Raw genomic sequence first — 22,642 nt, 5'->3', positions numbered from 1 at the left:
AGGTACAGGCAAAAGCTATTTGTCACACCTTCTTGAAAAAGGGGAAATAGATCCAGAATTTTTCTCAAAGGCATATGAAGAATCACTGTTTCCAGAGAATAAAAAATTGGGAGGGGCATTCGATGGTGTAGTAGGAAAGGTATTAGTGCCACCCGGACAAAAGCGAAGAGCAGAATATTATTGGCCGGAGGAATACAAAGCTCTACGGAATGGCAAATCTACAGGAATTGTCAACGTCGTTTCTTGGGGCTATCATGCGTTTGGTGATCTTAGTTATAAAGATACAAAATATTATCAACCCGGAATGTCAATACCGAATTTTTTAAAAACATATGCTGAGGAACGGAGAAAGGCCGAACTGGCAGCATTGGAAGAAATCGTTCCGCGAATTATCGATGCCGATAATAAAAAGAGAATTTGGATGATCACTCTTGTTACAAAACAAGATCTTTGGTGGCATCAAAGGAATCTCGTAAGAGACTTTTATCAGACGGGAACGTATAATAATTACATAGAGCAAATTAAACAATCTCGCGGCAGTCAGTATTTCATACACGAATATCTATCCGCATCATTAGTGATGAAGAATTTTGCCACAGGTGCTGGCGAGATTTTAGCGTCGACAACGCCGGGCTATGACCAAAGTCTTTATTTTGCCCACCGCTTCAAATTTCTGGAAGCCGTTGAACGCTTTGCAAAGCTATAGGATACCAATATGAAAAAAGACATCACAATTGATAAAGAAGAAATAAAAGCAATAGCAAATTTGCTAATAGAATATTCTTCAAAGATCCTCTCCTTCATCGATCAGTGGAATATTCAACGGAGAAGGATTATCTCGTTGAACCTCCTAGCGGTATTGGTTACGATTCTTTCAGTGATTGGAGCTCTATTACTCAACGCCTTTTCTGAGAGCAATATCTTAGTTTACTTCTCGATAGCTATGGTATTTATGATATTGTTAATTTTTCTGCAGCTATTTAGGCTCGAAAAAGGAAAACTGAAATCAATAGAAGAAGGTATCTATCTATTGGAGTCGAAATTAGAAAAGTTGATCAGAAAAGCTTCTCAAATTGAAGAACACGTAAAAATTGACAAAGGAATGATTCTTGAGCTTGACCTGAAACTTGCGGAAGCGGAGGGCTCTCTACGCGCAATACAGCAAATCCGATTAGGGAAATAATCTTGAGATAGCAAAGCTACAAACTCGATTCAAATGGAAAACTGCAGGCCAGCCTGCAGTTTTCCATTTTCGCGCACAGCCTTGCGGATTTCTAATTCCCAATCCTGTAATTCCCAACCCTGGCCTGGGAGGAGCCTTTGTTTGTCCAGCCACGCGTCCACGCCGTCTTTGGTGAGACGGTCGTAGAGTGCGTGGACGCGGTCACGGTCCGCGTGGGCGTGGCAGAGAAAGACTTTGAGGGGGCGTTGGGTTCAGACATAGTTTATTCTGGATCAGAGCCAACTTCTTGACTTATCGAGAGGGCATGTGCGTACAATTCAGTTGCGCGAACTAAATCTCCAGTTTTTGCATAAGTCGAACCTAAATTGGATAATAGTGCTGCTTCAGATTTCCTATCTCCTATCTCTCGACTAATTTGCAAAGACTTCTCAAAGATTTCTACCGCTTTGGAATAATTAGCTCTCTCAGCATACATAATTCCCAAACTGTTCAACGTACCTGGGTCGATTGAGATGCCACGCTTTTCAGGAAGTCTAACCAATGGCTTAGACACGGATTTTTCATGGAAACTTGCGCCAACCTGTTCAGCGTGCAGGGCTAACGATTGTTTAAATTTTTTATAACCATCGATTTCAAACAAATCCACCCAATGCAAATGGCGTAAGCTCTCTAAATTTTCACAGTCTTCCAATTTCGCGGGAATGATAAAAATTTCCCCTTCGGGTTTTTCCATTGCGGTATCGAGGGCAAGACGCACTTCTTTTTGTCGAAACCCTGCTTGATTGAATTGCTTTGAAAGGCAAACCACTACCACATCTGTTTCGCGTACAACTTTGCGAATCTCCAATTGCCAATCCTGACCTGGAAGGAGCTTTTCCTTGTCGAACCATGCGTCCACGCCGTCTTTGGTGAGACGGGTGTAGAGTGCACGCACGGGGTCACGGTCTGCATGGGCGTGGCACAAAAATACTTTTAGTGGTCGCTTATCTGTTGCCATATCCGTCCCGTTTGTGGTTTGGTGAAAATTACAACTGTCGAACTCTGATCTTTACTGTATCACCTGTCCGCTCGGCAACGAGGATGAAAGGTGGAGTCACATCAGGAGCGTTATCGCGGATGGCATCGATTGTTTTTATCGTAAAGTCTGCGTGAATGTGGCCCGGGCGAATATAGATTATTCCGACAAATTGAGCACCCATTAATGCGAGCCCGCCAAAGTCACTGTCGTGGGTCAAAACCGCCCTGCCTGATTCAGTTGCTTGTTGTAAAACTTGTGCATCTGGAAGCCCAAAGCTCCCCTGCTCTGCTACGGATTCAACATCCAATCCCGCTTCTCGTAAAAATACAATCACATCGGGGTGAACATTTTCATCCGCAAGCAAAGGAAAGTCAAGCGCTTTCAAGCCCCAACCTTCACATCCAAAAGAATTTCATTTTTCACAGATTGAGCGGCGTATTTCAAGGCTTCTTCCACCGACTCCGCAGTGAGTTGCGGGTAAGTCTTTAGTATGTCATCTTTAGTTGCGCCGCTGGCAATGAGTTCCAGAATAAACTCAACGCTCAAGCGCGTACCAATAATATGGGGTTTGCCACTTAAGATTTCATTGTTATAAGCAATATGAGTAAACATAGTCTATCTCCTGAACTATGTTGCTATTATAACTCGCAATGCACATCGCTTTGGCGTAGATAACATAGCGCGGGGGGATATTCGAGATCAATACCTGATATCTCAAATTTTATTTCTTTTACTCAAGTCCAACACAATCGGCTTGTTCATCATCGAAACCAGCCCAGCCAGGAGCAGGGTCACTCCCAAACAGGTCGCGCCTAAATTGGATAAATAATGGACCCGTCCCAACACGCTAACCTCTGCGACCTGAGGATAGCTCGCAAGGTAACGGACTTCAACCTCCTGCCCGGCGCTAAAGGTAAGAAAGTTGGTTGCATAAAAAGATTTAAACTTGATCTCCTGGCCATCTTCAGTTGTAAAATGCACAACAGGAGACTTTGTCTTGCTCCCTAGAACTTCCGACACCTGTCCGGTAGTTTTCACGCCAATCGTATCCAGTGCGATCTGTTTGAAAAATGGATAGCCGCCAAAGACCAACGGAAAGATCGAAACGAGCATCAAAATCAAGGTGATATATCTAACATTATTCTTCTTTTGAGGTTGAGATTGTTCCATGGTTATCCTCCAGATCGTTTTTTAGATTGGCTTTTAAGTAATCGGTCAAAAGTTTTTAGACGTATCTTTGGCTTTTCGGGGGCTAAGCCCCCGAAAGAGCAGGAACAAGTTGTAAAATGATTTTCGACGAATTACTTAGAATTCATCATATTATATATTTAAATAGAAACATATTCCACATCTATCCAACATCCCTGCGCAGGGAGCGGATGAGTTTTTTGTAACCATCATCCTCAAACAAGTCCACACGGTGTAAATGACGCAAGGACTCGGGTATGTCACATTCTTCCAAGCGGAGAGGGATAACAAAGACTTCATTATCGGGAATTAAATTTGCTTTTTCAAGCGCGATCTTCAACTCCTCGTGACGAAATCCTTCTCGTTTATTGAATCCCCGCGAAAGGCAGGCGATGACTATATCACTTTTAAGAATCGCCTTACGGATTTCATATTCCCAATTCTGCCCGGGCTGCAGGTTTTCCCGATCCAGCCATACATCCACGCCGTCCTTTTTCAAGCGCGACCATAATGCATACACAACCATACGGTCACTGTGGGAATGGCAAAGAAAAGTCTTAAGAGAAGTTTTTTCGAGGATTGGTTTTTCTAAAAATCTTTTCATCCCTTTAGATTAGCTAAAACTCAAAAAATAAAAAACCCCTTTTCGGGGGTAACCAATGAGTAAGCCTTAAAAGGGGGAGCAAATATAGTGGAAGAAATATATATCAGGCTAGCGATAGGGGTCTTTTCTCCTCTCCCATTCACTAAAGTCCCAATCAGCAAACAGTACTCGTAAGTCAGCTTTGTTTCGCAGCCTCAACTTGTGAATGGCATTTTCAAGGTAAGTTCTGATCGTTTCTATAGATAAACTCAAACGGGCAGCAATTTGAGGGTTTGTATATCCGAGGCAGGTAAGCGCGGTCACATCTTGTTCACGACGGGAAAGAATTTTCCAAAGTTTCAGGCGTGCATCTTCCTTATAAGGTTGTTTTTTTCTTTTACGTTTCTCATAGGCGGCCAAATGAATCAATTTAAAATGCAAAGGAGCACCCAAGACATTAAAGTATTTCTTCTTTCGATGCGTACCCATAAACTGTTTAAAGAATTTCCAGATGGACATAGGTGAGAGTGTAATAGAACACATGTTCTATGTCAAGAAGCTGCGAGCTCAATCTATGAGGCGTAAATGACGTGAATAACGGATAAGAAAATTAAAGAAGCTGTGTCACCCTCCCGAAGGACATCGGGACGATGTGAAAGAGCGGTCTTGAGCGACTGACACCGTACCTGCGTTCGGTGCAGGTGAGGGTCTCGAATACAAGTTGCGAGATGCTTCGCGCCTGAAAAGCGGCACTCAGCATGACACAATCCCTTATCCATTATTGACGTTAAATGAAAAGCCAGTCTGCTATGGACTGGCTTCTTATTCCTTTGTACTTATTTGTCGTCGTCTCCGTTGCAATTACTGTCCACTTTGTCATCTGGAGTCTCAGCAGCGCCGGGGTTGATCTTGGGATCATTGTCGTTACAGTCATTGCTGGCGGGATAACCATCCCCATCATTATCAGGGTCAACAGGTTCCTCGTCCGGTGTTTCGGTCTCCGTTGGTACTGGCGTGGGCGGAGCAGGAATGATGGGAAGCAGAGTGAGATCACCGGATGGTATGCCTGCAACATTCGAGATCCAGCATTTATCATTTGCCAGTTGACTGTACCACCAGGTAGCTTCTGTATTCTTCCCGATCACTTGAATCTGTTGCCCCGCCAATGCAGAATTCACAACTGGATAAACCGTTCCCGGTCCCTGCCGACAGTTGGCCGGCACCAAGATAACGAGGATAAACGAAGCTGATTCAGGTGTGTCGGTCACGAGCGGGATAATATCCGGTGTGCCCGGCGTGGCAATCACAATGGCAGCGGAAGTCGACCCATATTCATAGGCCCCTACATCACATGAGCTGCCTGCCGGTCTCGGAAAGTCTCGTTGATCCTCGCTTGGGCAGGTAGCTGCGGGTCCGCCAGCATTTACCAAGGGACTATCAGCGTCAATTGGATGAACAAATGTACCTGCATCTGCTGTCAGTAGCTGGAGCTTGAGCGTAGCCGGCGTCCAGGATTCGTTGCATACGTAAGTAGCAAATATGCTTGCCGATAAGGTTGTGCTTGGATCAAGCTGGCATTCGGGGCCGGAATTCAATGCCACCACACTACGGCGAGTGGTGATAGTTGCCGGGCCGACATCTCCACCGGGGCCGAGTTCCAATCCCTTGCCTGTGTTATAGGCAACCGTTGAATCGAGCAGGAAGAGGTCGCCGCCATAACCCCAAATTCCACCGCCGCCTGAGCTTGTGGCGACATTTCCACTGATGGTGGTATTTTGAATGTGTATCTCTCCACCATCAATCCGCACACCAGAGGAACCATTCCTCAGAATTGCAGATTGGAAAATATCCACACGCCCGATATCTGTCACGCTGCTTCGTCCACCAATGGCAACTCCATAAGCGCCGTTATCACTGATCACGCTTGAGAGGACTGTCAACCGCCCCTGCTGAAGCCAGACCGCGACGCCGGCGTTATGGTCAACCGTGACATCTTCGAGCGTGACAACTCCTCCACTTACCAGGACACCAAATCCCCGGGTGTTAGACACATTTCCGCCACGGAGAGACAGCTCGCCGGCCCCGCCATTGGTGACGGCTGTTGTGGATGCTCCGCTTGTAGAATCGAAGGTGCCATTGCCATCAAAAGCAGTATCCATTACCAGCGCGGTGCCGATATTCGTTAGCCCGAGCAGGTTATCGGTCAGGGTGGAGGCGGTCAGGGTCAGATCCCCCCGGTTCGTGAGGGTGTAATAATTGTCGTCGAATGTACAATTGCGCACGGTTGCGTTGGCTTCCGCGTAGATGACCAGCCCCTGGTTGTGCCCACGGATACGGCAGTTTTCGAGCACCAGTTGCACACCTCCGCGAACTTCAATCCCAGTTCCATGTGGCTCCATTCGATCCTCCCCGGCTATTGTCAGGTTGCGGATCTCGACCCGCGCCGGGTTGGTTAATTGGATTACACCCCACGAGTTGGTGGTGAGAATCGTTTGATCTACACCCGCTCCAATGATCGTAAGATCATGGCGGGCATTCAGCGCGCCGCCGGCCACTCTGCGGAATTCTCCAGGACCGATATGAATGATGCTAAACGGGGTCGATTTACCCAGTGCGCTGTAAACGGTAAGACAGGCTGTTGCCTCGCTCAGGCAGTCGTTCGAATCGTTCCCAGTGGTGGAAACATATAAGTCTACGACACGAATCGGATCGTCCAGTTCAGGAGTGGCTGTAACGGGTGCGGGCAGGTTGCATGCAGATAAGAAAATTGCCAGTAACGAAACCATACTCAACAGTTTATTTCTGTATGAAAACATTAATTCATCTCCTTAAAACACGAGTGGGAAAATAACTGTTTGTTGTTAGGGCAGCATCAGATGTATGAAGGTGCCCAGTGGGTTGGTTGTAAGCATACAAAGGAATACTTATTTATCAAATAACCTATTAGTCCTGACCTGATTCCAAAGTTCAATTGACCCCCGGGCAAGTACCGAAAGCGCACGATTATCATATCCCTTCTTTCCCTCTCAACGGGACAAAGGCAACGGGCAGCAATGAATCTTGCGTGAATGAATTTCCATCGCGCCGCCACAATTCCAATTTCTGATTTCCCTCCCCGCCAACAGGCAGGATCATCCGTCCATAATTGGCCAGTTGATTCAACAGGCTTTTCGGCACGCGAGGCGCAGCGGCAGTGACGATGATCGCGTCGTATGGCGCGGCCTTTGCCCAGCCTTGTGACCCATCCACGATGTGAATGAAAACATTCGTCACGCCCAGGTCGGCAAGTGTACGAGCGGCACGGTCAGCCAGGGATGGGATCATTTCAACCGAATGCACCTCACGCACCAGGCGCGAAAGAACCGCCGCCTGATAGCCCGACCCTGTTCCCACTTCAAGCACACATTCAGTCTCTTCCAGTTTCAACAACTGGGTCATATATGCAACAATATAAGGCTGTGAAATCGTCTGCCCGAAACCAATCGGGTGCGGGCGGTCATCATAGGCCCATTCCCGCGATTCCTGCGGTACAAAGAGATGGCGGGGGATCGATTCAAAAGCGGCGAGTACGCGGACATCATTGATCCCGCGCGCGTGCAGTTGATGCTCCACCATGTTTTTACGTTCATCAAAAAACTCAGGCATCATAACGCACCTCCCGGTCAGTTCCATTTCTTTCCCCGTGAGAGATAAAGTTTACAAAAATTATACAACCAAAATCAGCGGCGCGAATTCATGCTGCGATTATCGGGCTAATCAAATCATTCGCGCTATAATTCACTCCAACAGGAGACATATATGCTCGTTATCATCAGTGACCTACATCTTGGGGATGGAACCACAGCCGATTCAATCTCACCCAGCGCATTTCGATTATTTGCCAAACGCCTGACTGAAACCGCCCGCTTCGCCTCCTGGCGCAGGGAGGGCGGATACCGTCCGATAGAAAGCCTCGACGTTTTGTTGATGGGCGACATCCTAGACCCGCTGCATTCCACGCATTGGCTGGATACATCTCCCAGCGATGCAAACTACATTCGCCCATGGAGTGACCCAGGCAACCCAAATTACGCACCCAAATTGCTGGAGGTCACACGCGCGATCCTCGAAGAAAATAAAGAAGCCATGGGAATCCTGCGCGGCCTTGCCAATGGTGAAGAGATCCGCTTAGCACCTGTCGACAGCAAGGGCAATCCTGATTTTCAAAGCACAGAGCAATATCCACTTAAGGTCCGTATTCATTACATGGTGGGGAATCACGATTGGTACTATCACTTAAAAGGCGAAGCCTTTGACAGGATCCGCCTCGAGATGATTCAAAAGATGGGGTTGAGCAACCCAGCCTCCCCCTTCCCATATGACGCGGATGAATCTCCCCTCCTAAAAGATTTGTTCGAGCGGCATAAAGTCCTTGCGCGGCATGGGGATGTGTACGACAAATTCAATTATGACCGTGACCGCGGACGTGACCATGGCACAGTGGGTGATGCCTTCACCATGGATGTATGCAACCGTTTCCCGGTTGAAGTGCAAAAAAGATATGGCGACCGCCTGCCCGATGGCATTGTGAAAAGCCTGCGCAAGATCGCCAACATTCGCCCGGTGCTGGCTTCCCCGCTTTGGATCAGCGGGCAGATTCGGCATTATGCAGGCGAACATCCGCTGGAGGATGAATTGAAGGAAGTGTGGGACGAGATCGCGGATGAATTTTTGCAAATGGATTTTGTACGCGAGGCCGACAAAGCTTTTCGCTTCGATATTGTGGATGCCATGCAGTTGATCGTAAAGATCTCGGGGCACGCATCGTTTTCAACCATCAACGATGTGGTAATATGGGTGCGTAAAAAAATGTGGGGCAATAAACATTCCTTTGCCAGCCATGCTTTGCAGGAACCTGCTTTTCTAAATGGCAAAGCCCAGCACATCATTTATGGGCACACGCATTATTACGAAGTTGTACCACTTGGCATGAATATTGTGATGCCCGACCCCCAAAGCCAGATCTACTTCAATGCCGGTACCTGGCATTCGTATTACGATCTCGCGATCCAGAATCCGAAGGAACAAAAATTTGTACCCTATCAGGCGCTGACCTATCTCACCTTTTACATGCCCGAAGAACATGATGGGCGGCAGTTTGAAACCTGGTCTGGCGCGTACGCGTAATAACCACATGTCATTGTGAGGGCGTTCTTGCTCTTCGCCCGAAGCAATCTCTAATTCAGTGATGAGATTGCTTCGGGCTGGGTTTCGATACGCCGCAAATAGCAAGTGCGCGGCTACTCAACCACCAGCCCTCACAATGACATAACTATTCGGATGTCTTCCGCAGCACATCCAGCGGATTAACGCCTCGCCTCATACTTAACCCATGCAGGATCAACCCAAATTGAGAGAATCCAAACCAGAGCAAAAATACCGTCAGGCTGACCGAAGCGCGGTCAAGCCACATGGGTATTGATTCAATCAACCCAGCGACTTGATCGCGCCATCCAGCTACTTTTTCTTGATAGATATCGATCTCTGCCAGGAAATATTCCAGGCTTTCGCGTGTCTCGCCAAAGTCGCCGCTCAATAAATAGGATGCGTCATCCAGGAAGGTGGCGGCTTGCTTGGCAAGTTCGCTTACACCCCCGATCTGGGCTTCAAGCGAATCAGCAGAATCTATCAAGTCGACCAGGATTTGATCGGGGACATTGATCTCAAGAAATGGCACCAAACTCAAACCGAAGAGAGTGACGCGCAAGCGTTCCAATGTATCTCGCGCAGAAACCAGCCTTTCCCTGGCAACTTCCAATTCTGGTACGAGGCCCTCGCCCAGCGTGGATTGCACATCTTCAAAGAAGCCTTTGGGGTCGTTGAGGGTAAATTTATTCAACGCTTCTTCGGTGGCATCCACGATGCGCAAGGTGCGATCTAATTCTATTTTTGAATCCTTCAATGTAATTTCCACCTGCTCGAATTCCGCGTCAATCTCCTCCAGCCTGCCAACCGCCTGGCGGGTCAGTGGCTCGTTATACACCCAGGATAGGACGATCCCGATCACACTTGCAAGCAAAAGGACTGAACTGAATCCGATCAACATGCTGCTTAAGATTTTGCGTGCCATCTCTCCATCCTTTCATTGAAAACAACATCTAAATAGCTCGGCAGGAAACGATGAGCGTTAGTGGCAAGCGGGGAGAACCAGTTAACGCAACGGGGTAAAGTCTCAGTTGGAATCATGCCATTTTGGCGGTGCGTACCCGCTTGTCCACTGCACGCTTTGTTAAAATTGCTTCACGACAATTTTTGATCAATGCTTGGTCAATTAACGCTGCTGGGTCGGAGAGATACATAACTGGCACTAAATGCTTTCGAGATGCTTTATCTAAGTCCCAAATGAATTCAACTGCTGTTTTTATGCTTTGTACATATTCACTTGGACTAATATCCTCGCTATTCTTCCTTCCGTGAGCAATATTATTGCGAGGTGTAAAAATATTCTTAGTTAGAATATCATACATTTTGTTTATTTCTTTTTTACCAAGTTTGCGATGCCAAAGGGCATGAAGCTCTTCCCTCTTCTCACCAACTCTCAGCAGGTGATCTTCGTATACATCGGGAAATTTTGACGGTTGAAAAGCACGAATCAGTTGCATGTCTATGAACGACTCTAGGGAAAATGCCACGTGCATGAGTCCAGTTCCCCAATCGCCCTTTTGTGCAAAGATCACGGCATCTGACAGAAATTTTCTCCACATTGGACGCTGATCTTGGCGGCGGAATCCATACAACCTAAAGCCAAAGAAGAATGGCAACCTTGATTCTGTCCTTTTTGATCCTGGCTCGTATGATGTGGTAATTCTGAACCATTCATTTCTAGGGACGTCGTTGGATATATGAATTGGGAATCTTCCGTAATCACTATCTGGAATACCAGGTGGGAAGTGGGATCGAGAAATGTGTAAAACTCGCCTAAATGGTCTCTTAATTTTCACATCGAATGTTTCACCGATCTTAAGAGCTACCAAAACTATCGTTTGATCAGTTGTCGCAAAAGACCAGCAAAACTCATTATCTTGAAAAGCTTGCAAGTCATATACTCCTATTACTGCATCTTTGACTGAAAATTCATAGACGCCATTGTCGATCATTTTTCCATCATCAAACAAGTCTTTCTTAAATGGGTAATCCACATAATGAAAACTGAAACTATGGGGAGGTACTGTAGGACGAAGCGTACCTACAATCTGAGCTACATTAGGAGGAAGACTCTTAAGTGGAGTTGCATTCGTCGGAATAACTAATGCACCTTTTCGCACTTTTGGAATAACTTGTCTAGTGAACTTTGGTTGAAATCTTATTGGCATAGTTTGCAATTCTAACTCCGAAATTATACGCCATCCGCAAATACACAAAAAATTAGGTGCAATCTCCAGAAAATTACCTCTTGACAAAGATAGTTTGTTAGACTATTATCTAATTAGACATCGGTCTAACACAGGCAACTGCCTAACTACTGGTTTTATTTGAGAGAGAGGATGCCATGTCTATCAATATGAATGAATGCCTAATCGAAGAGCAAGAGGCTCATATACAGGTAAATGAAAAGGAAACTTCCACACGAAGCGTGTTCACCCAGCAAACCGGGCAGGTGCTTGTGACACTTGGAACCGTTTTCAAGTTCATCCCACCTTTCAACGACCACATTGACCAGAACACAGGTCAGATGTTGATCTCGATTGGCAGAAAATTGAAATCAACGAAATAATCCCGCAGCAGATCAAGGAAATTATGACTGACAGCCAGCTCATCTCCCCCACCATCACCTGGGATTTTGGAACAGCCTACGAGCTATTCATCAGCCTGCACGTTTTGCATGAGCCAGATTATTTTGGCATCCGCCCATCCTATGCCGCCGGCGTCCGCTCACGGATACCGGCGGCTGAACGCAAACTGCTGGAGGATGTGTATCCGATTGCCGGCGTGCCGCTCAAGTGGCTGAATAGCCTGCCTGCCCCCAAGGATGCGATCAGCGCGCTCTGGGCCTTGAAGCAAATCCCGCCCGCTGAACGGCTGATTAAATTGTTAAGAGTGGGTGAGCCGTATCAGGGCAACGATCCAGATGAATTGGAAAAGCACAAACAGTTCAATGAAACCCTGTTACGAATTACATCAAATGGGACCTGGGCGACGGAAGATGTTGATTTTTTCCTGAAGATCTTTGGCAAAAAACACGGCGGCCTCAAGAAGGAAGCCCTGGAGCGCTGCCTAGATTGGTGGAGCCGTCCTGAAGAACTTGGCGAGGGATTTCTCTCGGCTATGCAATCCTATTATCAGGCCTTCTTCGAAGAGGAAGAAAAACGTGTTGAACCCATACTAAGAACCAGTCTGGAACGCGCTCAGAATCTGGCCTCCACCATGAATATCGAAGGGTTATTTTTTGAACTCTCACAAGGTATTCAACTGGGGGATGAGTTCCGCGCCGCAAAATTCGTCATTGCGCCTGCCTTCTGGACAACTCCGCTGATCTTCTTCGAGAAAATTGACAAAGACACCATGCTGCTGCTCTTTGGCGCTCGCCCCATGGATATGTCTGTAATCCCCGGTGAGACCGTGCCCGATGCGCTTGTGAGGTCACTCAAAGCCCTGGCCGACCCAACGCGTTTGAAGATCCTTTACTATCTTTCGCATGAAAGTCTCACCCCGTCAGAAATTGCCCGCAAATTGCAGCTTCGCCCGCCAACAGTAACACATCACTTAAGTGAATTGCGCCTCGCCAGCCTTGTGGAACTATCCCTGAACCATGACGAGAAGCGTTACGCGGTACGCAAGCAGGCACTTGAATCCATCTTCGGCAGTCTACAAGCCTTTTTGGAAAGCAATCCACAGGAATAAGAGAAGGAATGAACCAACAAAACACAAGAATTCCAAGGCCGTTCCGTGTGCTCGGCGAATATAACTCCCAGATCCGCGCTTTCAGACCAAACGCGCGGCTTTACTTGTTAAACGTCATTCTCATCGGCGCAGTGATGGGTGTGTTTCGTTTGATCTTTAACTTTTACGTTCTCAGCCTCGGTTTTGATGAAGCCCTGCTTGGCAACCTCATCACCACCAGCAGTTTCGTTGCGTTGATCGCCGCCCTCCCCATGGGCTACCTCGCAGACATGATTGGGCGTAAAAATTCGCTCCTCCTTTCTGGAGCGTTGCTCAGCATCTCCATTCTTGCAATGGCGCTATGGCAATCAGAGACTTCCTTCTATTCCATGAACGTTCTCTCTGGTATCGCACAAAGCCTGGCAGGTGTGACCATGTCACCCTTCCTGATGGAGAACAGCAACGAAAAAGAGCGTACCTATCTTTTTAGTTTCGGCCAGGGTTTGCAAATGACCATGGCCTCCGTTGGTAGTTGGATTGGCGGCTACCTGCCGACCTGGATGGGTAACGCCAAAAATGTAATCGCCACCAGCAGTATTGCATATGGCGATTCAATTTTCATCATCGGTATCGGCGCAGCATTGGCAATCATCCCGTTGATATTTCTCACATCCCCAAAACTCGAACACAGCCAACGCGCCATCTTTGCACCATTTCAATATGCGGCTAAGAACCCACTACTGCTGACAAAGTTGATCCTGCCTATGCTACTCACGTCGCTTGGCGCAGGGCTGGTCATGCCATTCATGAACGTCTTCTTCCGCGAATTCCATCACCAGCCAGACCCCGTCATCGGCACATTATTTGCATGGGGTTCACTGGCAATGGGCATTGGGTTACTGATCGCACCGCCGCTTGCAGAACGCACTGGCAAAATCCAGCTTGTGGTTATCACACAGGCGCTATCAATCCCGTTCCTGATTCTGCTTGGCTTCTCACCCATCTTCTGGGTCGGCGCTGCAACCTATTACATCCGCCTCGCATTGATGAACATGAGTTCGCCCGTCTATCAGACCTTCATTATGGAACGCGTTGAACCATCAGGCCGCGCCACCGTCGCCAGCCTCACCAGCATGGCCTGGAACTTCGGTTGGGCATTCAGCCCCACCATCAGCGGCTGGCTGCAAGTTCAATACGGTTTCGGCCCTTCATTCATGGGCACGATCATCCTCTATACCATATCCGTCATCATGTACTGGGCATTCTTTTGGCGAGGCAGCGTCGCCCCGGTCCCAGCCACAGCCGCAGCGGATTAAACTTAACGGTGCAAAGTCTCCTGACTTTGCACATGGCTTTGCGAATGACTTTCCAAAATCTGGAGATTTTGCACTCCTAGCTATTTTTTATGGCACAATTGGGGAATGGATAAAGATATCATCATCCTCGGCGGCGGCCCAAGCGGACTTTCTACCGCATTGCATCTGACGAAGATCGCTCCGCATCTGACTCACCGAATCTTGATTCTGGAAAAAGAGCATTATCCGCGCCCCAAACTTTGCGCAGGCGGACTCGTCATCGATGCCGAAGTCATTCTCGAAAGGCTCGGCCTCGACGTGCGCGAAGTGCCCCATGTGGATGCGCCCAGTGCCCGCTTCGATTTTGCAGGCAAGGGACTCAACGTCCGCGTGCCAAGGAGACATGCCATCCGCGTGATCCGCCGCAACGAGTTCGACCATTGGCTGGCAAAAAAGACTCGGGAATCGGGAATCGAAATTCGGGAAGGCGTCAAAGTAAATCAGATCATTCCTGATGAAAATGGTGTAACCATCTGTACCGATCAGGGAGAATTTCGGGCAGAGATTGTTGTTGGCGCAGATGGCTCAAATGGAATCACTCGTCGTTGTATTTTCCCGAATGAGCCTGTTTATACGGCGCGGGTTTTGGAAGTCATAACCCCAGATTATTCCGTCATTGCGAGGAGGGCAAAGCCCGATGAAGCAATCTCCAACATCAACAACCAGATTGCTTCGGGGAAAAGCACCCCTCGCAATGACATAGCATACTTTGATTTCCTCCCCGTGCCAAATAACATCGCAGGCTATACATGGGACTTCCCCACACAAGTCAATGGTGAGCCCATGCGTTGTTGGGGAATTTACGATACGAATATTCTTGCAGATCAGAAACGCCCTGCCTTGAAAGAACCCCTTGCAGAAGAGATGAAACGCCACGGCTTTGACTTAAATGATTATGAGATCAAAGGTCATCCCATCCGCTGGTACAGCCCGTGGAACAAAACTTCTATTCCGCGTGTGTTATTGGTTGGCGATGCTGTTGGCGCAGACCCGATCTTCGGCGAGGGAATCAGCATGGCGTTGGGATATGGAGCCATCGCCGCGCAGGAGATCGCGGAGTCTTATCAGCGTAACGAATTTTCATTCCGCAGATACAAGCGTCGGCTGGTGCGAAGCGGGCTTGGTCAAACGTTGATCGCGCGCTGGCTCTTTTCGCAAGTCATCTATTCTTTCAAATGGAGATGGTTTCAAATCCTGCTGTGGCGCATGTTGAAACCGATCGTTTTATTTGCAGCCTGGTTTTTTGTCTTGAATTGGAGTAAAAGAAATTTCCCGCTATGATTTGACGCGCTTGATGAAGCCCGGCGTATTCAACTCGCGTTCGAGCAGATAAGTGAAATATCCCTGCATAAGAACTTCCACCTCTTTCTGGACCTCAAAGCTGGGACGCGCGCGAGATGCATCTTTATAACTCGATCTTTGGAAATGGCGCATATACTTGAGTGTTTCAACAGAGAGCTTCGCAAGGTTGGGCAGTCCCTGGCCGCAGCGAGGGCAGATCACACCGCCAGCCGTGAAGGAAAAATATTGATCTTCAGGCAGAATTTCGCGACCGCAATTTGCGCATTCAAACAACTGCGGACGAAACCCCACAGAATCCAATAATCTCATTTCATAGTAACGAACAGCCAACCATGCTTCGGACTCTTTTTCGATGCGATCTAATGTTTCGATCAGCAATCGAAAGATCGTAGGGTTTGCACTTTCCTCTTCATAAGAGAAACGCAGTAATAATTCAACTACATAAGAGGCGTAACTTAATTTTACAAGGTCATCATGCAGGGGTAAAAAGGCATTGATTGTTTCAACCTGCGTAACGATCAGTAGATCCCTGCCCTTCGCAAGCTGAACGGTGATATGTGTGAAGGGTTGTAAATGCCCACCCTTGCGCGATGTCATTTTTCGCGCACCTTTTGCCAGCGCGCGCGCCATACCCTGTTCGCGCGTGTAAAGCGTGAGCAATTGGTCGGCTTCACCCCAATCAGAATGGCGAAGCACAACAGCAGAAGCGCGGAAGGAGCGGAAATTGGTCATGGAGATCAGTATACACGTATGAATGTAAACACGTACACAGGTAACAGTTATCTGTTCCTTGTGTACGTGTTTACATTTCTACAATTATTTATTTATCACAAGATGCTTCGGCGTAAATGCTTCGGGCAGCAATTCGCTAACGGTCATTTGCTTCACCAGCTTCCCATTCCCATCTGCAAGCAGGACGATGGTATCCAAACCAAATTCAGCCATCACCTGCCTGCATCCACCGCAGGGAGAGCCACCATTATTCGTGACCACGGAGATCACTTCAAATTCAGTTTCACCTTCTGATACAGCTTTGAAGATGGCAACCCGTTCGGCGCACATGGTTTGCGGATAAGCCGCGTTTTCCACATTGACACCGGTATACAATCGCCCAGACTTGGTCCGCAGGGCTGCGCCAACGGGGTACTTCGAATACGGCACGTAAGCACGCCGCCGTGCTTCGTTGGCAAGGTCGATCAAAGATTGTTTTTCTTCTTTTTTCAGGGTCATTGTTTATTACCTGCTTATTTCTTTTTAGCTTTTCGTTCGAGTTTTTTGATGGCGCGAGCGGGCATGCCTACTACAAGTGTATCCTCCGCCACGTTTTTAGTCACCACCGCGCCTGCGCCAGTGCGTGCACCCGAGCCAATTTTCAAGGGCGCAATCAGCATGGTATCTGAACCAATGAAAACGTCCTGACCGATCTCGGTTTCATTCTTTTTCTCTCCATCGTAATTCGCCGTTATTGTTCCTGCGCCAATGTTAGTATTGGCGCCAATTTTTGCATTGCCAATATATGAGAAGTGCCCCATCTTCACGCCCTCAGCCAGATGTGAATCTTTCACCTCGCCGAAATTCCCCATGTGGACGTGGTTGCCAAGATGAGCGCCTTTACGCAAGCGCGCGAATGGTCCCATGTCCACATCATCATCCAACAATGCACCTTCCAAAACTGATGCAAGCACTTTGCAGCGATCCCCGATCTTTGAATCGCGGATGATCGTGTTCGGCCCGATCACGTTGCCCTCGCCGATTTCGGTCTTTCCGTGCAAATAAGTATTCGGCATGAGGATTGTATCCCTGCCAATCTTTATATCAACTTCAATGTATGTGGAGGCAGGGTCTATCATCGTCACCCCATTGATCATGTGTTCCTGATTAATACGTCTGCGCATACCTGCTTCCACTTCTGAAAGATGCACGCGGGAATTAATTCCAATCGTCTCTTCCAGATCATCCATCACAGTGGCTTGGACTGATAATCCATCTTTCGATGCCAACTCAATGATATCGGTCAGATAATATTCGCCTTTTTTAGGATTTTTAGGGATGCGATGTAAGGCGTCCCATAACCAATTTGCGTCGAAACAATACCCGCCCACGTTCAATTCCTTGACCTGTAACTGCTCTGCCGTAGCGACATATTCCTCCACGATGGCTTCTACAGAACCGTCCACTTTGCGGATGATACGTCCAAATCCGCGTGGGTCATCCGCAACCACAGTCAGCATGGAAATAGGACCTTTATTATTTTTCTGCGTTTCAACAAGTTTTTGTAGTGTCTCGCCGCGTAATAAAGGCATATCGCTATAACAAACAACGATAAGGTCTGACTTTCCCTTTAATAAAGATTCAGCCTGCATTACTGCATGACCCGTGCCGAGCTGCGGTTCCTGCAAGACTGTCTGCGCAGAATCGCCGAGGTACTTTGTAACTTCCTCAGCGCCATGCCCAACCACTACCACTGGTTTCTCAGTGGTGGATTGCTGAATTGCCTGCAATGCATGCCAGATCATAGGTTTGCCAGCTATGGGATGCAATACTTTAGGAAGGGATGATTTCATACGAGTCCCCTGGCCGGCGGCGAGCAGGATGGCGGTTATCTTCATATTGTCACCTCAACCCTGCGCATTTCGATAAGAGCTAAAAAATGTGCGGGGTAACAAAAACAGGATTCGTGCGGCGATGCCACTCAAATCCTGTTTTAGAAAAATAGTCCGCTATTGCGGATGTATCAGGCTGGGGCACCTGGATTCGAACCAAGATCCACAGCTCCAAAGGCTGGTGTGCTGCCATTGCACCATGCCCCAGTGCGGGCAAAATTGTATCACAAATTATTTTACTTTCCGTCTGAAATAATGCCGAGCTTACGCGCTTCTTCGAGCGAAATAACCTCTGAGTTGGCGGGTTTTTTGCCGTGCTTTTGAGCAGCTTCGTTCCAAAAATCGTCGGCGTTTTTGGGTTTTATTTTTTGAGCAGAGGCCTCTTTTAGCAATGCTTCCATTTCAGGGGCAGGAACTGCGTTCGCGAGTTTATCTGTCTGTTTTTTAGTGGCAACTGTCGGTGAGGCAGATGTAGCGGATCTACCACTGTCGGCTGAGGCAAGTTTAAGTTCCCCAGTCACACCCATGGATTTGAGAGATTTTTCAACCTCCGTCCGTAAAGCAAGCAGGCCGCTCACTGTGTCAAGAATGCGATCTTCAGCGGCGAGACCGTTGCCAGCAACGAGCAGGGCATATAGCGGTGTAACGGGAATGAAAAGCAGGTCGTGGTCGCCGCCGCTGAATACGTGAAAGGAGTCCAGTGTTTCCTGATGGTTATGGCGGGCAACTTTTAAGCTGGCGGCATGGATTGCCATCAGCGTGGAAACAAGCGAAACTTCCATGCTTGAATCATGCAGTTTGCCAGTACGCGCCTGCACAAGGCCGCGATCATTAAGCAGAAAAACTGCTTCGGCTTTGATATCCTGCCTGAAATTAGCAAGCAGGTCTGAAAGTCTGGATGTACGTTCTTCGACCTGCTCTCCCGATCTTTCAGGGGGGAAAATCGTTTGCACAAGGCCAAGCCCGCGCTCAACCACATCCAAAAAATCTGCCATTGGAATGGGTTTGTCGAAGATGGCAAGGGCACCGGCGTTGAACATTTCGTCGCGCATTTTTTTATCGGTCATGCCGGTGATGAAGATCACTTTTACTTCGGGATGACGCCCGCGCACCTTGTGCATTAATTCCACGCCGCTCATGCCAGGGAGCATGAAATCAGTGATAAGCAAGTCAATTTTATGGCGCGTGGATTCAAGGAGCGCCTCTTCGCCCGATGGAGCTTCAAAAACCTTCATCTCTTCGTTTTTGAGGGTATCAAGTGTGGAGTGCAACAGACGGATAATATCGCGATGATCATCAACAAGAAGAATATTGCGATCCATAAATGCCTACTCTACCTTCCAGCAGATTGTGTGCATGGAGTGGATGTATGAATAATTTCGGAAGCGAAAAAATTATGAAAGAGGATTACCATTTGCCTTTGCCATGTAAGACTTGTAAAATCTTATAAATTGCATTATAGCAAAGTTTGTCTGATAAATTCCAATCAGTTTTGACAGGAGTCGCCCTTATCAACCGATTCAATATTCCAAAGCGGATTGGCGGTTGGGTCAAAATCGAAATGGCAAATATCAGGGCCGGTTGCTGCGATCTGAAGACGATAATACAAGGGGATGGCGGGCAGGTCGGTTGAGAGAATGATCTGAGTCTCTCGATACGAATTGATGTAAGCCTGTTCCTCCGGTAATGAGAGTTGTGCTTCACGACAGGCGGCATCATATTCTTCATTGCTATAGCCAGTGATATTTGCCCCAACCCATGAATTGTCTTCGGAAGGGATTTCGGCGCTGGTAAACCAACCACAGGGAGGTTCAATGCTATTGACACCCATTGCATATTCAGCGAGGTCAAAATTGCGCCCAAAGAGTAAGCCATTGAGTCCCCCGGCATAAAGATCGCTTTGTGAAAAATATTCAACATTAAGACCTATGCTGCATTCCGCAAGCGACTTTTCGAGAATGTCCACAACCTGCCTGCGTTGCGTGGCGGTTGTAGTGTAATAATTCAATTGCAACGGCGTATTGTACGCAACATTGTCAACTTCCACTGCGCGCAGGGGCGTGGCAGGGTTTTTATCTGTATCCTGCCAGCCAGCCAGTTCGAGCAGCGAAATGCCCACCTCGGGATCATAAGGGATAGGCGCAATATTTGGGTCATTCACAGGATGCTCAACTGGAATGTATGAGGGCGGCACAATCGTCATTCCAAAGAGGACATGATTGACCACTGATTGACGATCAAGACAATAAGCAATGCCCTGGCGGGTATGAGCATCGGCAAAAAAATTCTGCCTGTCTCTTTGAATATCATAACCATTATCATAAGAGGCGGGCACAAGTCCCAACCCAAGCCATTCTATGGTCATCCCAGAATTGATGAATACTTGCGCCTGTTCAGCGACCTGCATTTCCTTCAACAAGCCTGCCTGCTCATCAAGTGGAATGGATGGGTCGAGAATGTCACAGCGGCCTGCAATCATCTCGCTCAGAGCCGTATCCGGGTTGGGAATGAAGCGGAAGGAGAGCGTATCAATTTTTGGATATCCATCCGTAATGCGAAAATAATATGGATTCTTCTCCAAAGTGATGTGATCGCCCGGAATCCATTCGACCATCATGTAAGGCCCCCAGCCCATCGGCGTGCGTGATGCAACGTCAATGGAAGGCAATTCATCTGCGGGAAATTCACCCCACAGATGTTTCGGAGCGGGCGCCCAAAAATTCAGGAAATACGATGGGTCAATAAACCCCGGCACTCCCCACCACTGTATCGTTTGTACATCGGCGGCTTCATAGATTTGCGTGCGTTCGATCAAATATGATTTGGGGGAGGTCTTGTCGCTTGCATTAATTTCATATGCATATACTGAATCATCAGTAGTAAGAGGTGTGCCATCCGCCCAGGTTAAGTCCGGGCGCAGGCGGAAGTTGACCACCATTTGATCCATCTTAAGCGAAGTCGTGCCGTCATAAGTGATGACACAATCGTCAGCGCGGCAATCAGCGGGATGCACATGCACGCCTTGTTCCAGCGCGACAAGATTCCCATTCGCATCCACAACCTGATCTCCATCCTGCACCTGCGTGCTGACGATTTGTGCTTCGCCGTTTTCAAGGGACGGCATCTGCGTCAGGATCACAGGCTGGTATTCATAACTAATCGTATCGAACGGGCCATCGTTGATCGCAGCCAGCACACTTCGTGCAGCCGCATTCAATTCACCAAATGGATAAAGGGAGTTTGGTTCCTGCCCAAGGCATACGGTAAGAGAAGTCGGGGCAGGAGGCTCTGGTGTTAAAGTAGAAAAAGGCGTGAATGATTCGGTTGGAGTTCCATCCTGTGATGATAATCTTAGACATCCAGTAAGTATGGCAATAACGATCAGAGCAAAGGGGAAAAGATATTTTTTCATAGTTGCCTGCCGATTTAGAATAGCGCGATGAATGAGCTTAGAGGCCAATTATAACAACGTTGAACACTTGAAACGGTTTGTAAATTCTGAAATAAAAAAAGACCGCCGAGCGGCGGTCTCATTTATCGTCTTATTCCACAAGCCAGCAAGCCACCCAATGACCTGGCTTGGCTTCCCTGAACTCTGGTTCTTCATGTGAACATTTTTCAATGGCTACAGGGCAACGAGTGTGGAAGCGGCAGCCAGTGGGCGGGTTTAGCGGACTGGGCACATCACCCTTGAGAATTACACGCTCACGCTTAATATTGGGGTGAGGGATCGGAATGGAGGAAAGCAGGGCCTGGGTATAAGGATGAAGCGGATCACGATAAAGCGCATCACGATCGGTTAGTTCAACCATCTTGCCCAAATACATCACAGCCACACGGTCGGAGATATGTTCCACTACACTCAGGTTATGTGCAATGAAGAGATAAGTGAGGCCAAATTCCTTTTGCAGGTCCTTGAGAATATTTAAAACTTGTGACTGGATGGAAACGTCCAGCGCCGAAACAGGTTCATCGCAGACAATGAACTTAGGTTGTAAAGCCAAAGCGCGGGCGATGCCAATGCGCTGGCGCTGACCCCCCGAGAACTCATGCGGGTAACGGCGGGCATGGTATTCTTCCAGACCCACTTTTTTAAGCATGTTGATGGCAATTTCCCAACGTTCCTTAGGCTGCCCAATTTTATGAATTTGCAAGCCCTCCATCACCGCTTCCCCGATCGGCATACGAGGGTTGAGAGACGCATATGGGTCCTGGAAGATGATCTGCATATCACGGCGCAGGGACTTAAGCGATTTTGGGCGCATCTTGATGATGTCTTCTCCATTAAAGGAGACTTCACCAGATGTCGGCTCGATCAAACGCAGAATGGAACGCCCTACTGTTGTTTTTCCACAACCGGACTCACCCACCATGCCCAGGGTTTCGCCGCTCTTAACCGCGAAACTAACATTCTCTACAGCCTTTACCCAGGCTGTGGTGCGCTGCAAAATACCCGAACGAACAGGGAAATACTTGGTAAGATTTTTTACAACCAACAGATCTGGTTTCTCTTGAGTTTGCATTTTTATATTCATAGCCACATCATCTCTT

23 protein-coding genes, 1 tRNA gene and 1 pseudogene are annotated in these 22,642 nt (G+C 47.9%); 7 read left to right on the top strand and 18 right to left on the bottom strand.

The annotated features are described in order from the left end of the window. Positions 1-706: hypothetical protein (locus AC14M5_RS00905; RefSeq protein WP_484027733.1), on the top strand; the 706-nt coding region annotated here is incomplete at its 5' end. Positions 707-715: 9 nt separating this feature from the next. After that, positions 716-1,183: a hypothetical protein gene (locus tag AC14M5_RS00900; protein WP_484027732.1), complete on the top strand. Its 468-nt coding sequence runs from the start codon at positions 716-718 to the stop codon at positions 1,181-1,183. A 29-nt stretch (positions 1,184-1,212) separates the two neighbouring features. Here AC14M5_RS00900 and AC14M5_RS00895 read toward each other — a convergent pair. From AC14M5_RS00895 to AC14M5_RS00855, 9 genes and pseudogenes are all read right to left on the bottom strand, one after another. After that, a pseudogene (locus AC14M5_RS00895) lies at positions 1,213-1,404 on the bottom strand (toll/interleukin-1 receptor domain-containing protein); the annotation flags it as partial. Positions 1,405-1,445: 41 nt separating this feature from the next. Continuing rightward, positions 1,446-2,180 carry a TIR domain-containing protein gene (locus tag AC14M5_RS00890; protein WP_484027731.1) on the bottom strand — a complete coding sequence of 245 codons (735 nt, stop codon included), beginning with the start codon at positions 2,178-2,180 and terminating at the stop codon, positions 1,446-1,448. 28 nt (positions 2,181-2,208) lie between these two features. Beyond that, entirely contained in the window at positions 2,209-2,586 is a 378-nt protein-coding gene (locus tag AC14M5_RS00885) for a DUF5615 family PIN-like protein (RefSeq protein WP_484027730.1), read from the bottom strand. Beyond that, positions 2,583-2,813 (bottom strand): DUF433 domain-containing protein, encoded by a 231-nt coding sequence (locus tag AC14M5_RS00880; protein WP_484027729.1) that lies wholly within the window; start codon positions 2,811-2,813, stop codon positions 2,583-2,585. Before AC14M5_RS00880 ends, AC14M5_RS00885 begins: the two co-directional genes overlap by 4 nt. 102 nt (positions 2,814-2,915) lie before the next feature. Next, positions 2,916-3,371: a DUF3592 domain-containing protein gene (locus tag AC14M5_RS00875; RefSeq protein ID WP_484027728.1), complete on the bottom strand. Its 456-nt coding sequence runs from the start codon at positions 3,369-3,371 to the stop codon at positions 2,916-2,918. Positions 3,372-3,552: 181 nt separating this feature from the next. Further along, on the bottom strand, positions 3,553-3,993 hold the full coding sequence (locus AC14M5_RS00870; protein ID WP_484027727.1) for a toll/interleukin-1 receptor domain-containing protein: 441 nt from the start codon (positions 3,991-3,993) through the stop codon (positions 3,553-3,555). Positions 3,994-4,101: 108 nt separating this feature from the next. Next, complete coding sequence (locus AC14M5_RS00865) at positions 4,102-4,491, bottom strand: response regulator transcription factor (protein WP_484027726.1); 390 nt, start codon at positions 4,489-4,491, stop codon at positions 4,102-4,104. Positions 4,492-4,808: 317 nt separating this feature from the next. Further along, positions 4,809-6,788 carry a right-handed parallel beta-helix repeat-containing protein gene (locus tag AC14M5_RS00860; RefSeq protein WP_484027725.1) on the bottom strand — a complete coding sequence of 660 codons (1,980 nt, stop codon included), beginning with the start codon at positions 6,786-6,788 and terminating at the stop codon, positions 4,809-4,811. A gap of 190 nt (positions 6,789-6,978) precedes the next feature. Beyond that, complete coding sequence (locus AC14M5_RS00855) at positions 6,979-7,620, bottom strand: protein-L-isoaspartate(D-aspartate) O-methyltransferase (protein WP_484027724.1); 642 nt, start codon at positions 7,618-7,620, stop codon at positions 6,979-6,981. A gap of 150 nt (positions 7,621-7,770) precedes the next feature. Here AC14M5_RS00855 and AC14M5_RS00850 point away from each other — a divergent pair, with 150 nt between their 5' ends. Beyond that, entirely contained in the window at positions 7,771-9,138 is a 1,368-nt protein-coding gene (locus tag AC14M5_RS00850; protein WP_484027723.1) for a hypothetical protein, read from the top strand. A gap of 145 nt (positions 9,139-9,283) precedes the next feature. Here the strand turns inward: AC14M5_RS00850 and AC14M5_RS00845 are convergent, their stop codons facing one another. Next, a complete protein-coding gene (locus AC14M5_RS00845) occupies positions 9,284-10,081 on the bottom strand; it encodes a hypothetical protein (RefSeq protein ID WP_484027722.1) in 798 nt (265 codons plus the stop codon). Between the two features lie 112 nt (positions 10,082-10,193). Next, a complete protein-coding gene (locus AC14M5_RS00840; protein WP_484027721.1) occupies positions 10,194-11,333 on the bottom strand; it encodes a hypothetical protein in 1,140 nt (379 codons plus the stop codon). Between the two features lie 167 nt (positions 11,334-11,500). On the opposite strand from AC14M5_RS00840, the gene AC14M5_RS00835 reads away from it, so the two are divergent. The 4 genes from AC14M5_RS00835 (at position 11,501) to AC14M5_RS00820 (ending at position 15,467) form a co-directional block, all read left to right on the top strand. Then, on the top strand, positions 11,501-11,725 hold the full coding sequence (locus tag AC14M5_RS00835; RefSeq protein ID WP_484027720.1) for a hypothetical protein: 225 nt from the start codon (positions 11,501-11,503) through the stop codon (positions 11,723-11,725). Positions 11,726-11,748: 23 nt separating this feature from the next. Beyond that, complete coding sequence (locus AC14M5_RS00830; protein WP_484027719.1) at positions 11,749-12,852, top strand: ArsR/SmtB family transcription factor; 1,104 nt, start codon at positions 11,749-11,751, stop codon at positions 12,850-12,852. 8 nt (positions 12,853-12,860) lie between these two features. Beyond that, positions 12,861-14,147 (top strand): MFS transporter, encoded by a 1,287-nt coding sequence (locus AC14M5_RS00825; RefSeq protein ID WP_484027718.1) that lies wholly within the window; start codon positions 12,861-12,863, stop codon positions 14,145-14,147. A 105-nt stretch (positions 14,148-14,252) separates the two neighbouring features. After that, positions 14,253-15,467: an NAD(P)/FAD-dependent oxidoreductase gene (locus AC14M5_RS00820; RefSeq protein ID WP_484027717.1), complete on the top strand. Its 1,215-nt coding sequence runs from the start codon at positions 14,253-14,255 to the stop codon at positions 15,465-15,467. Here the strand turns inward: AC14M5_RS00820 and recO are convergent. From recO to AC14M5_RS00785, 7 genes are all read right to left on the bottom strand, one after another. After that, positions 15,462-16,220: a DNA repair protein RecO gene (gene recO / locus AC14M5_RS00815; protein WP_484027716.1), complete on the bottom strand. Its 759-nt coding sequence runs from the start codon at positions 16,218-16,220 to the stop codon at positions 15,462-15,464. The two genes, AC14M5_RS00820 and recO, sit on opposite strands and share 6 nt — an antisense overlap. Before the next feature lie 84 nt (positions 16,221-16,304). Next, positions 16,305-16,718, bottom strand: a complete 414-nt coding sequence (cdd, locus tag AC14M5_RS00810) for a cytidine deaminase (RefSeq protein ID WP_484027715.1) — start codon at positions 16,716-16,718, stop codon at positions 16,305-16,307. Between the two features lie 14 nt (positions 16,719-16,732). Continuing rightward, the gene (gene glmU / locus AC14M5_RS00805; RefSeq protein ID WP_484027714.1) at positions 16,733-18,097 is read right to left on the bottom strand and encodes a bifunctional UDP-N-acetylglucosamine diphosphorylase/glucosamine-1-phosphate N-acetyltransferase GlmU; all 1,365 of its coding nucleotides are present in this window, start codon (positions 18,095-18,097) and stop codon (positions 16,733-16,735) included. Positions 18,098-18,227: 130 nt separating this feature from the next. Then, positions 18,228-18,298 (bottom strand) — tRNA-Gln (locus AC14M5_RS00800). Between the two features lie 29 nt (positions 18,299-18,327). Continuing rightward, positions 18,328-19,413 carry a response regulator gene (locus tag AC14M5_RS00795; protein WP_484027713.1) on the bottom strand — a complete coding sequence of 362 codons (1,086 nt, stop codon included), beginning with the start codon at positions 19,411-19,413 and terminating at the stop codon, positions 18,328-18,330. 164 nt (positions 19,414-19,577) lie between these two features. Further along, on the bottom strand, positions 19,578-21,503 hold the full coding sequence (locus AC14M5_RS00790; protein ID WP_484027712.1) for an ABC transporter substrate-binding protein: 1,926 nt from the start codon (positions 21,501-21,503) through the stop codon (positions 19,578-19,580). A gap of 130 nt (positions 21,504-21,633) precedes the next feature. Then, positions 21,634-22,626 carry an ABC transporter ATP-binding protein gene (locus AC14M5_RS00785; protein WP_484027711.1) on the bottom strand — a complete coding sequence of 331 codons (993 nt, stop codon included), beginning with the start codon at positions 22,624-22,626 and terminating at the stop codon, positions 21,634-21,636. Between the last annotated feature and the right edge of the window lie 16 nt (positions 22,627-22,642).

The organism is Candidatus Villigracilis sp. (genome assembly GCF_057083605.1).
The sequence above is the reverse complement of the archived record's forward strand: the minus strand, read 5'-3'. Positions and strand labels throughout refer to the sequence as shown.

What these genes read in the sequence shown, in the direction of transcription:
- AC14M5_RS00900 (WP_484027732.1), top strand. Translation starts at nt 716, where the DNA reads ATGAAAAAAGACATCACAATTGATAAAGAAGAAATAAAAGCAATAGCA.
- AC14M5_RS00890 (WP_484027731.1), bottom strand. Translation starts at nt 2,180, where the DNA reads ATGGCAACAGATAAGCGACCACTAAAAGTATTTTTGTGCCACGCCCAT.
- AC14M5_RS00880 (WP_484027729.1), bottom strand. Translation starts at nt 2,813, where the DNA reads ATGTTTACTCATATTGCTTATAACAATGAAATCTTAAGTGGCAAACCC.
- AC14M5_RS00875 (WP_484027728.1), bottom strand. Translation starts at nt 3,371, where the DNA reads ATGGAACAATCTCAACCTCAAAAGAAGAATAATGTTAGATATATCACC.
- AC14M5_RS00870 (WP_484027727.1), bottom strand. Translation starts at nt 3,993, where the DNA reads ATGAAAAGATTTTTAGAAAAACCAATCCTCGAAAAAACTTCTCTTAAG.
- AC14M5_RS00865 (WP_484027726.1), bottom strand. Translation starts at nt 4,491, where the DNA reads ATGTCCATCTGGAAATTCTTTAAACAGTTTATGGGTACGCATCGAAAG.
- AC14M5_RS00860 (WP_484027725.1), bottom strand. Translation starts at nt 6,788, where the DNA reads ATGTTTTCATACAGAAATAAACTGTTGAGTATGGTTTCGTTACTGGCA.
- AC14M5_RS00855 (WP_484027724.1), bottom strand. Translation starts at nt 7,620, where the DNA reads ATGATGCCTGAGTTTTTTGATGAACGTAAAAACATGGTGGAGCATCAA.
- AC14M5_RS00850 (WP_484027723.1), top strand. Translation starts at nt 7,771, where the DNA reads ATGCTCGTTATCATCAGTGACCTACATCTTGGGGATGGAACCACAGCC.
- AC14M5_RS00845 (WP_484027722.1), bottom strand. Translation starts at nt 10,081, where the DNA reads ATGGCACGCAAAATCTTAAGCAGCATGTTGATCGGATTCAGTTCAGTC.
- AC14M5_RS00835 (WP_484027720.1), top strand. Translation starts at nt 11,501, where the DNA reads ATGTCTATCAATATGAATGAATGCCTAATCGAAGAGCAAGAGGCTCAT.
- AC14M5_RS00830 (WP_484027719.1), top strand. Translation starts at nt 11,749, where the DNA reads ATGACTGACAGCCAGCTCATCTCCCCCACCATCACCTGGGATTTTGGA.
- AC14M5_RS00825 (WP_484027718.1), top strand. Translation starts at nt 12,861, where the DNA reads ATGAACCAACAAAACACAAGAATTCCAAGGCCGTTCCGTGTGCTCGGC.
- AC14M5_RS00820 (WP_484027717.1), top strand. Translation starts at nt 14,253, where the DNA reads ATGGATAAAGATATCATCATCCTCGGCGGCGGCCCAAGCGGACTTTCT.
- recO (WP_484027716.1), bottom strand. Translation starts at nt 16,220, where the DNA reads ATGACCAATTTCCGCTCCTTCCGCGCTTCTGCTGTTGTGCTTCGCCAT.
- cdd (WP_484027715.1), bottom strand. Translation starts at nt 16,718, where the DNA reads ATGACCCTGAAAAAAGAAGAAAAACAATCTTTGATCGACCTTGCCAAC.
- glmU (WP_484027714.1), bottom strand. Translation starts at nt 18,097, where the DNA reads ATGAAGATAACCGCCATCCTGCTCGCCGCCGGCCAGGGGACTCGTATG.
- AC14M5_RS00795 (WP_484027713.1), bottom strand. Translation starts at nt 19,413, where the DNA reads ATGGATCGCAATATTCTTCTTGTTGATGATCATCGCGATATTATCCGT.
- AC14M5_RS00790 (WP_484027712.1), bottom strand. Translation starts at nt 21,503, where the DNA reads ATGAAAAAATATCTTTTCCCCTTTGCTCTGATCGTTATTGCCATACTT.
- AC14M5_RS00785 (WP_484027711.1), bottom strand. Translation starts at nt 22,626, where the DNA reads ATGAATATAAAAATGCAAACTCAAGAGAAACCAGATCTGTTGGTTGTA.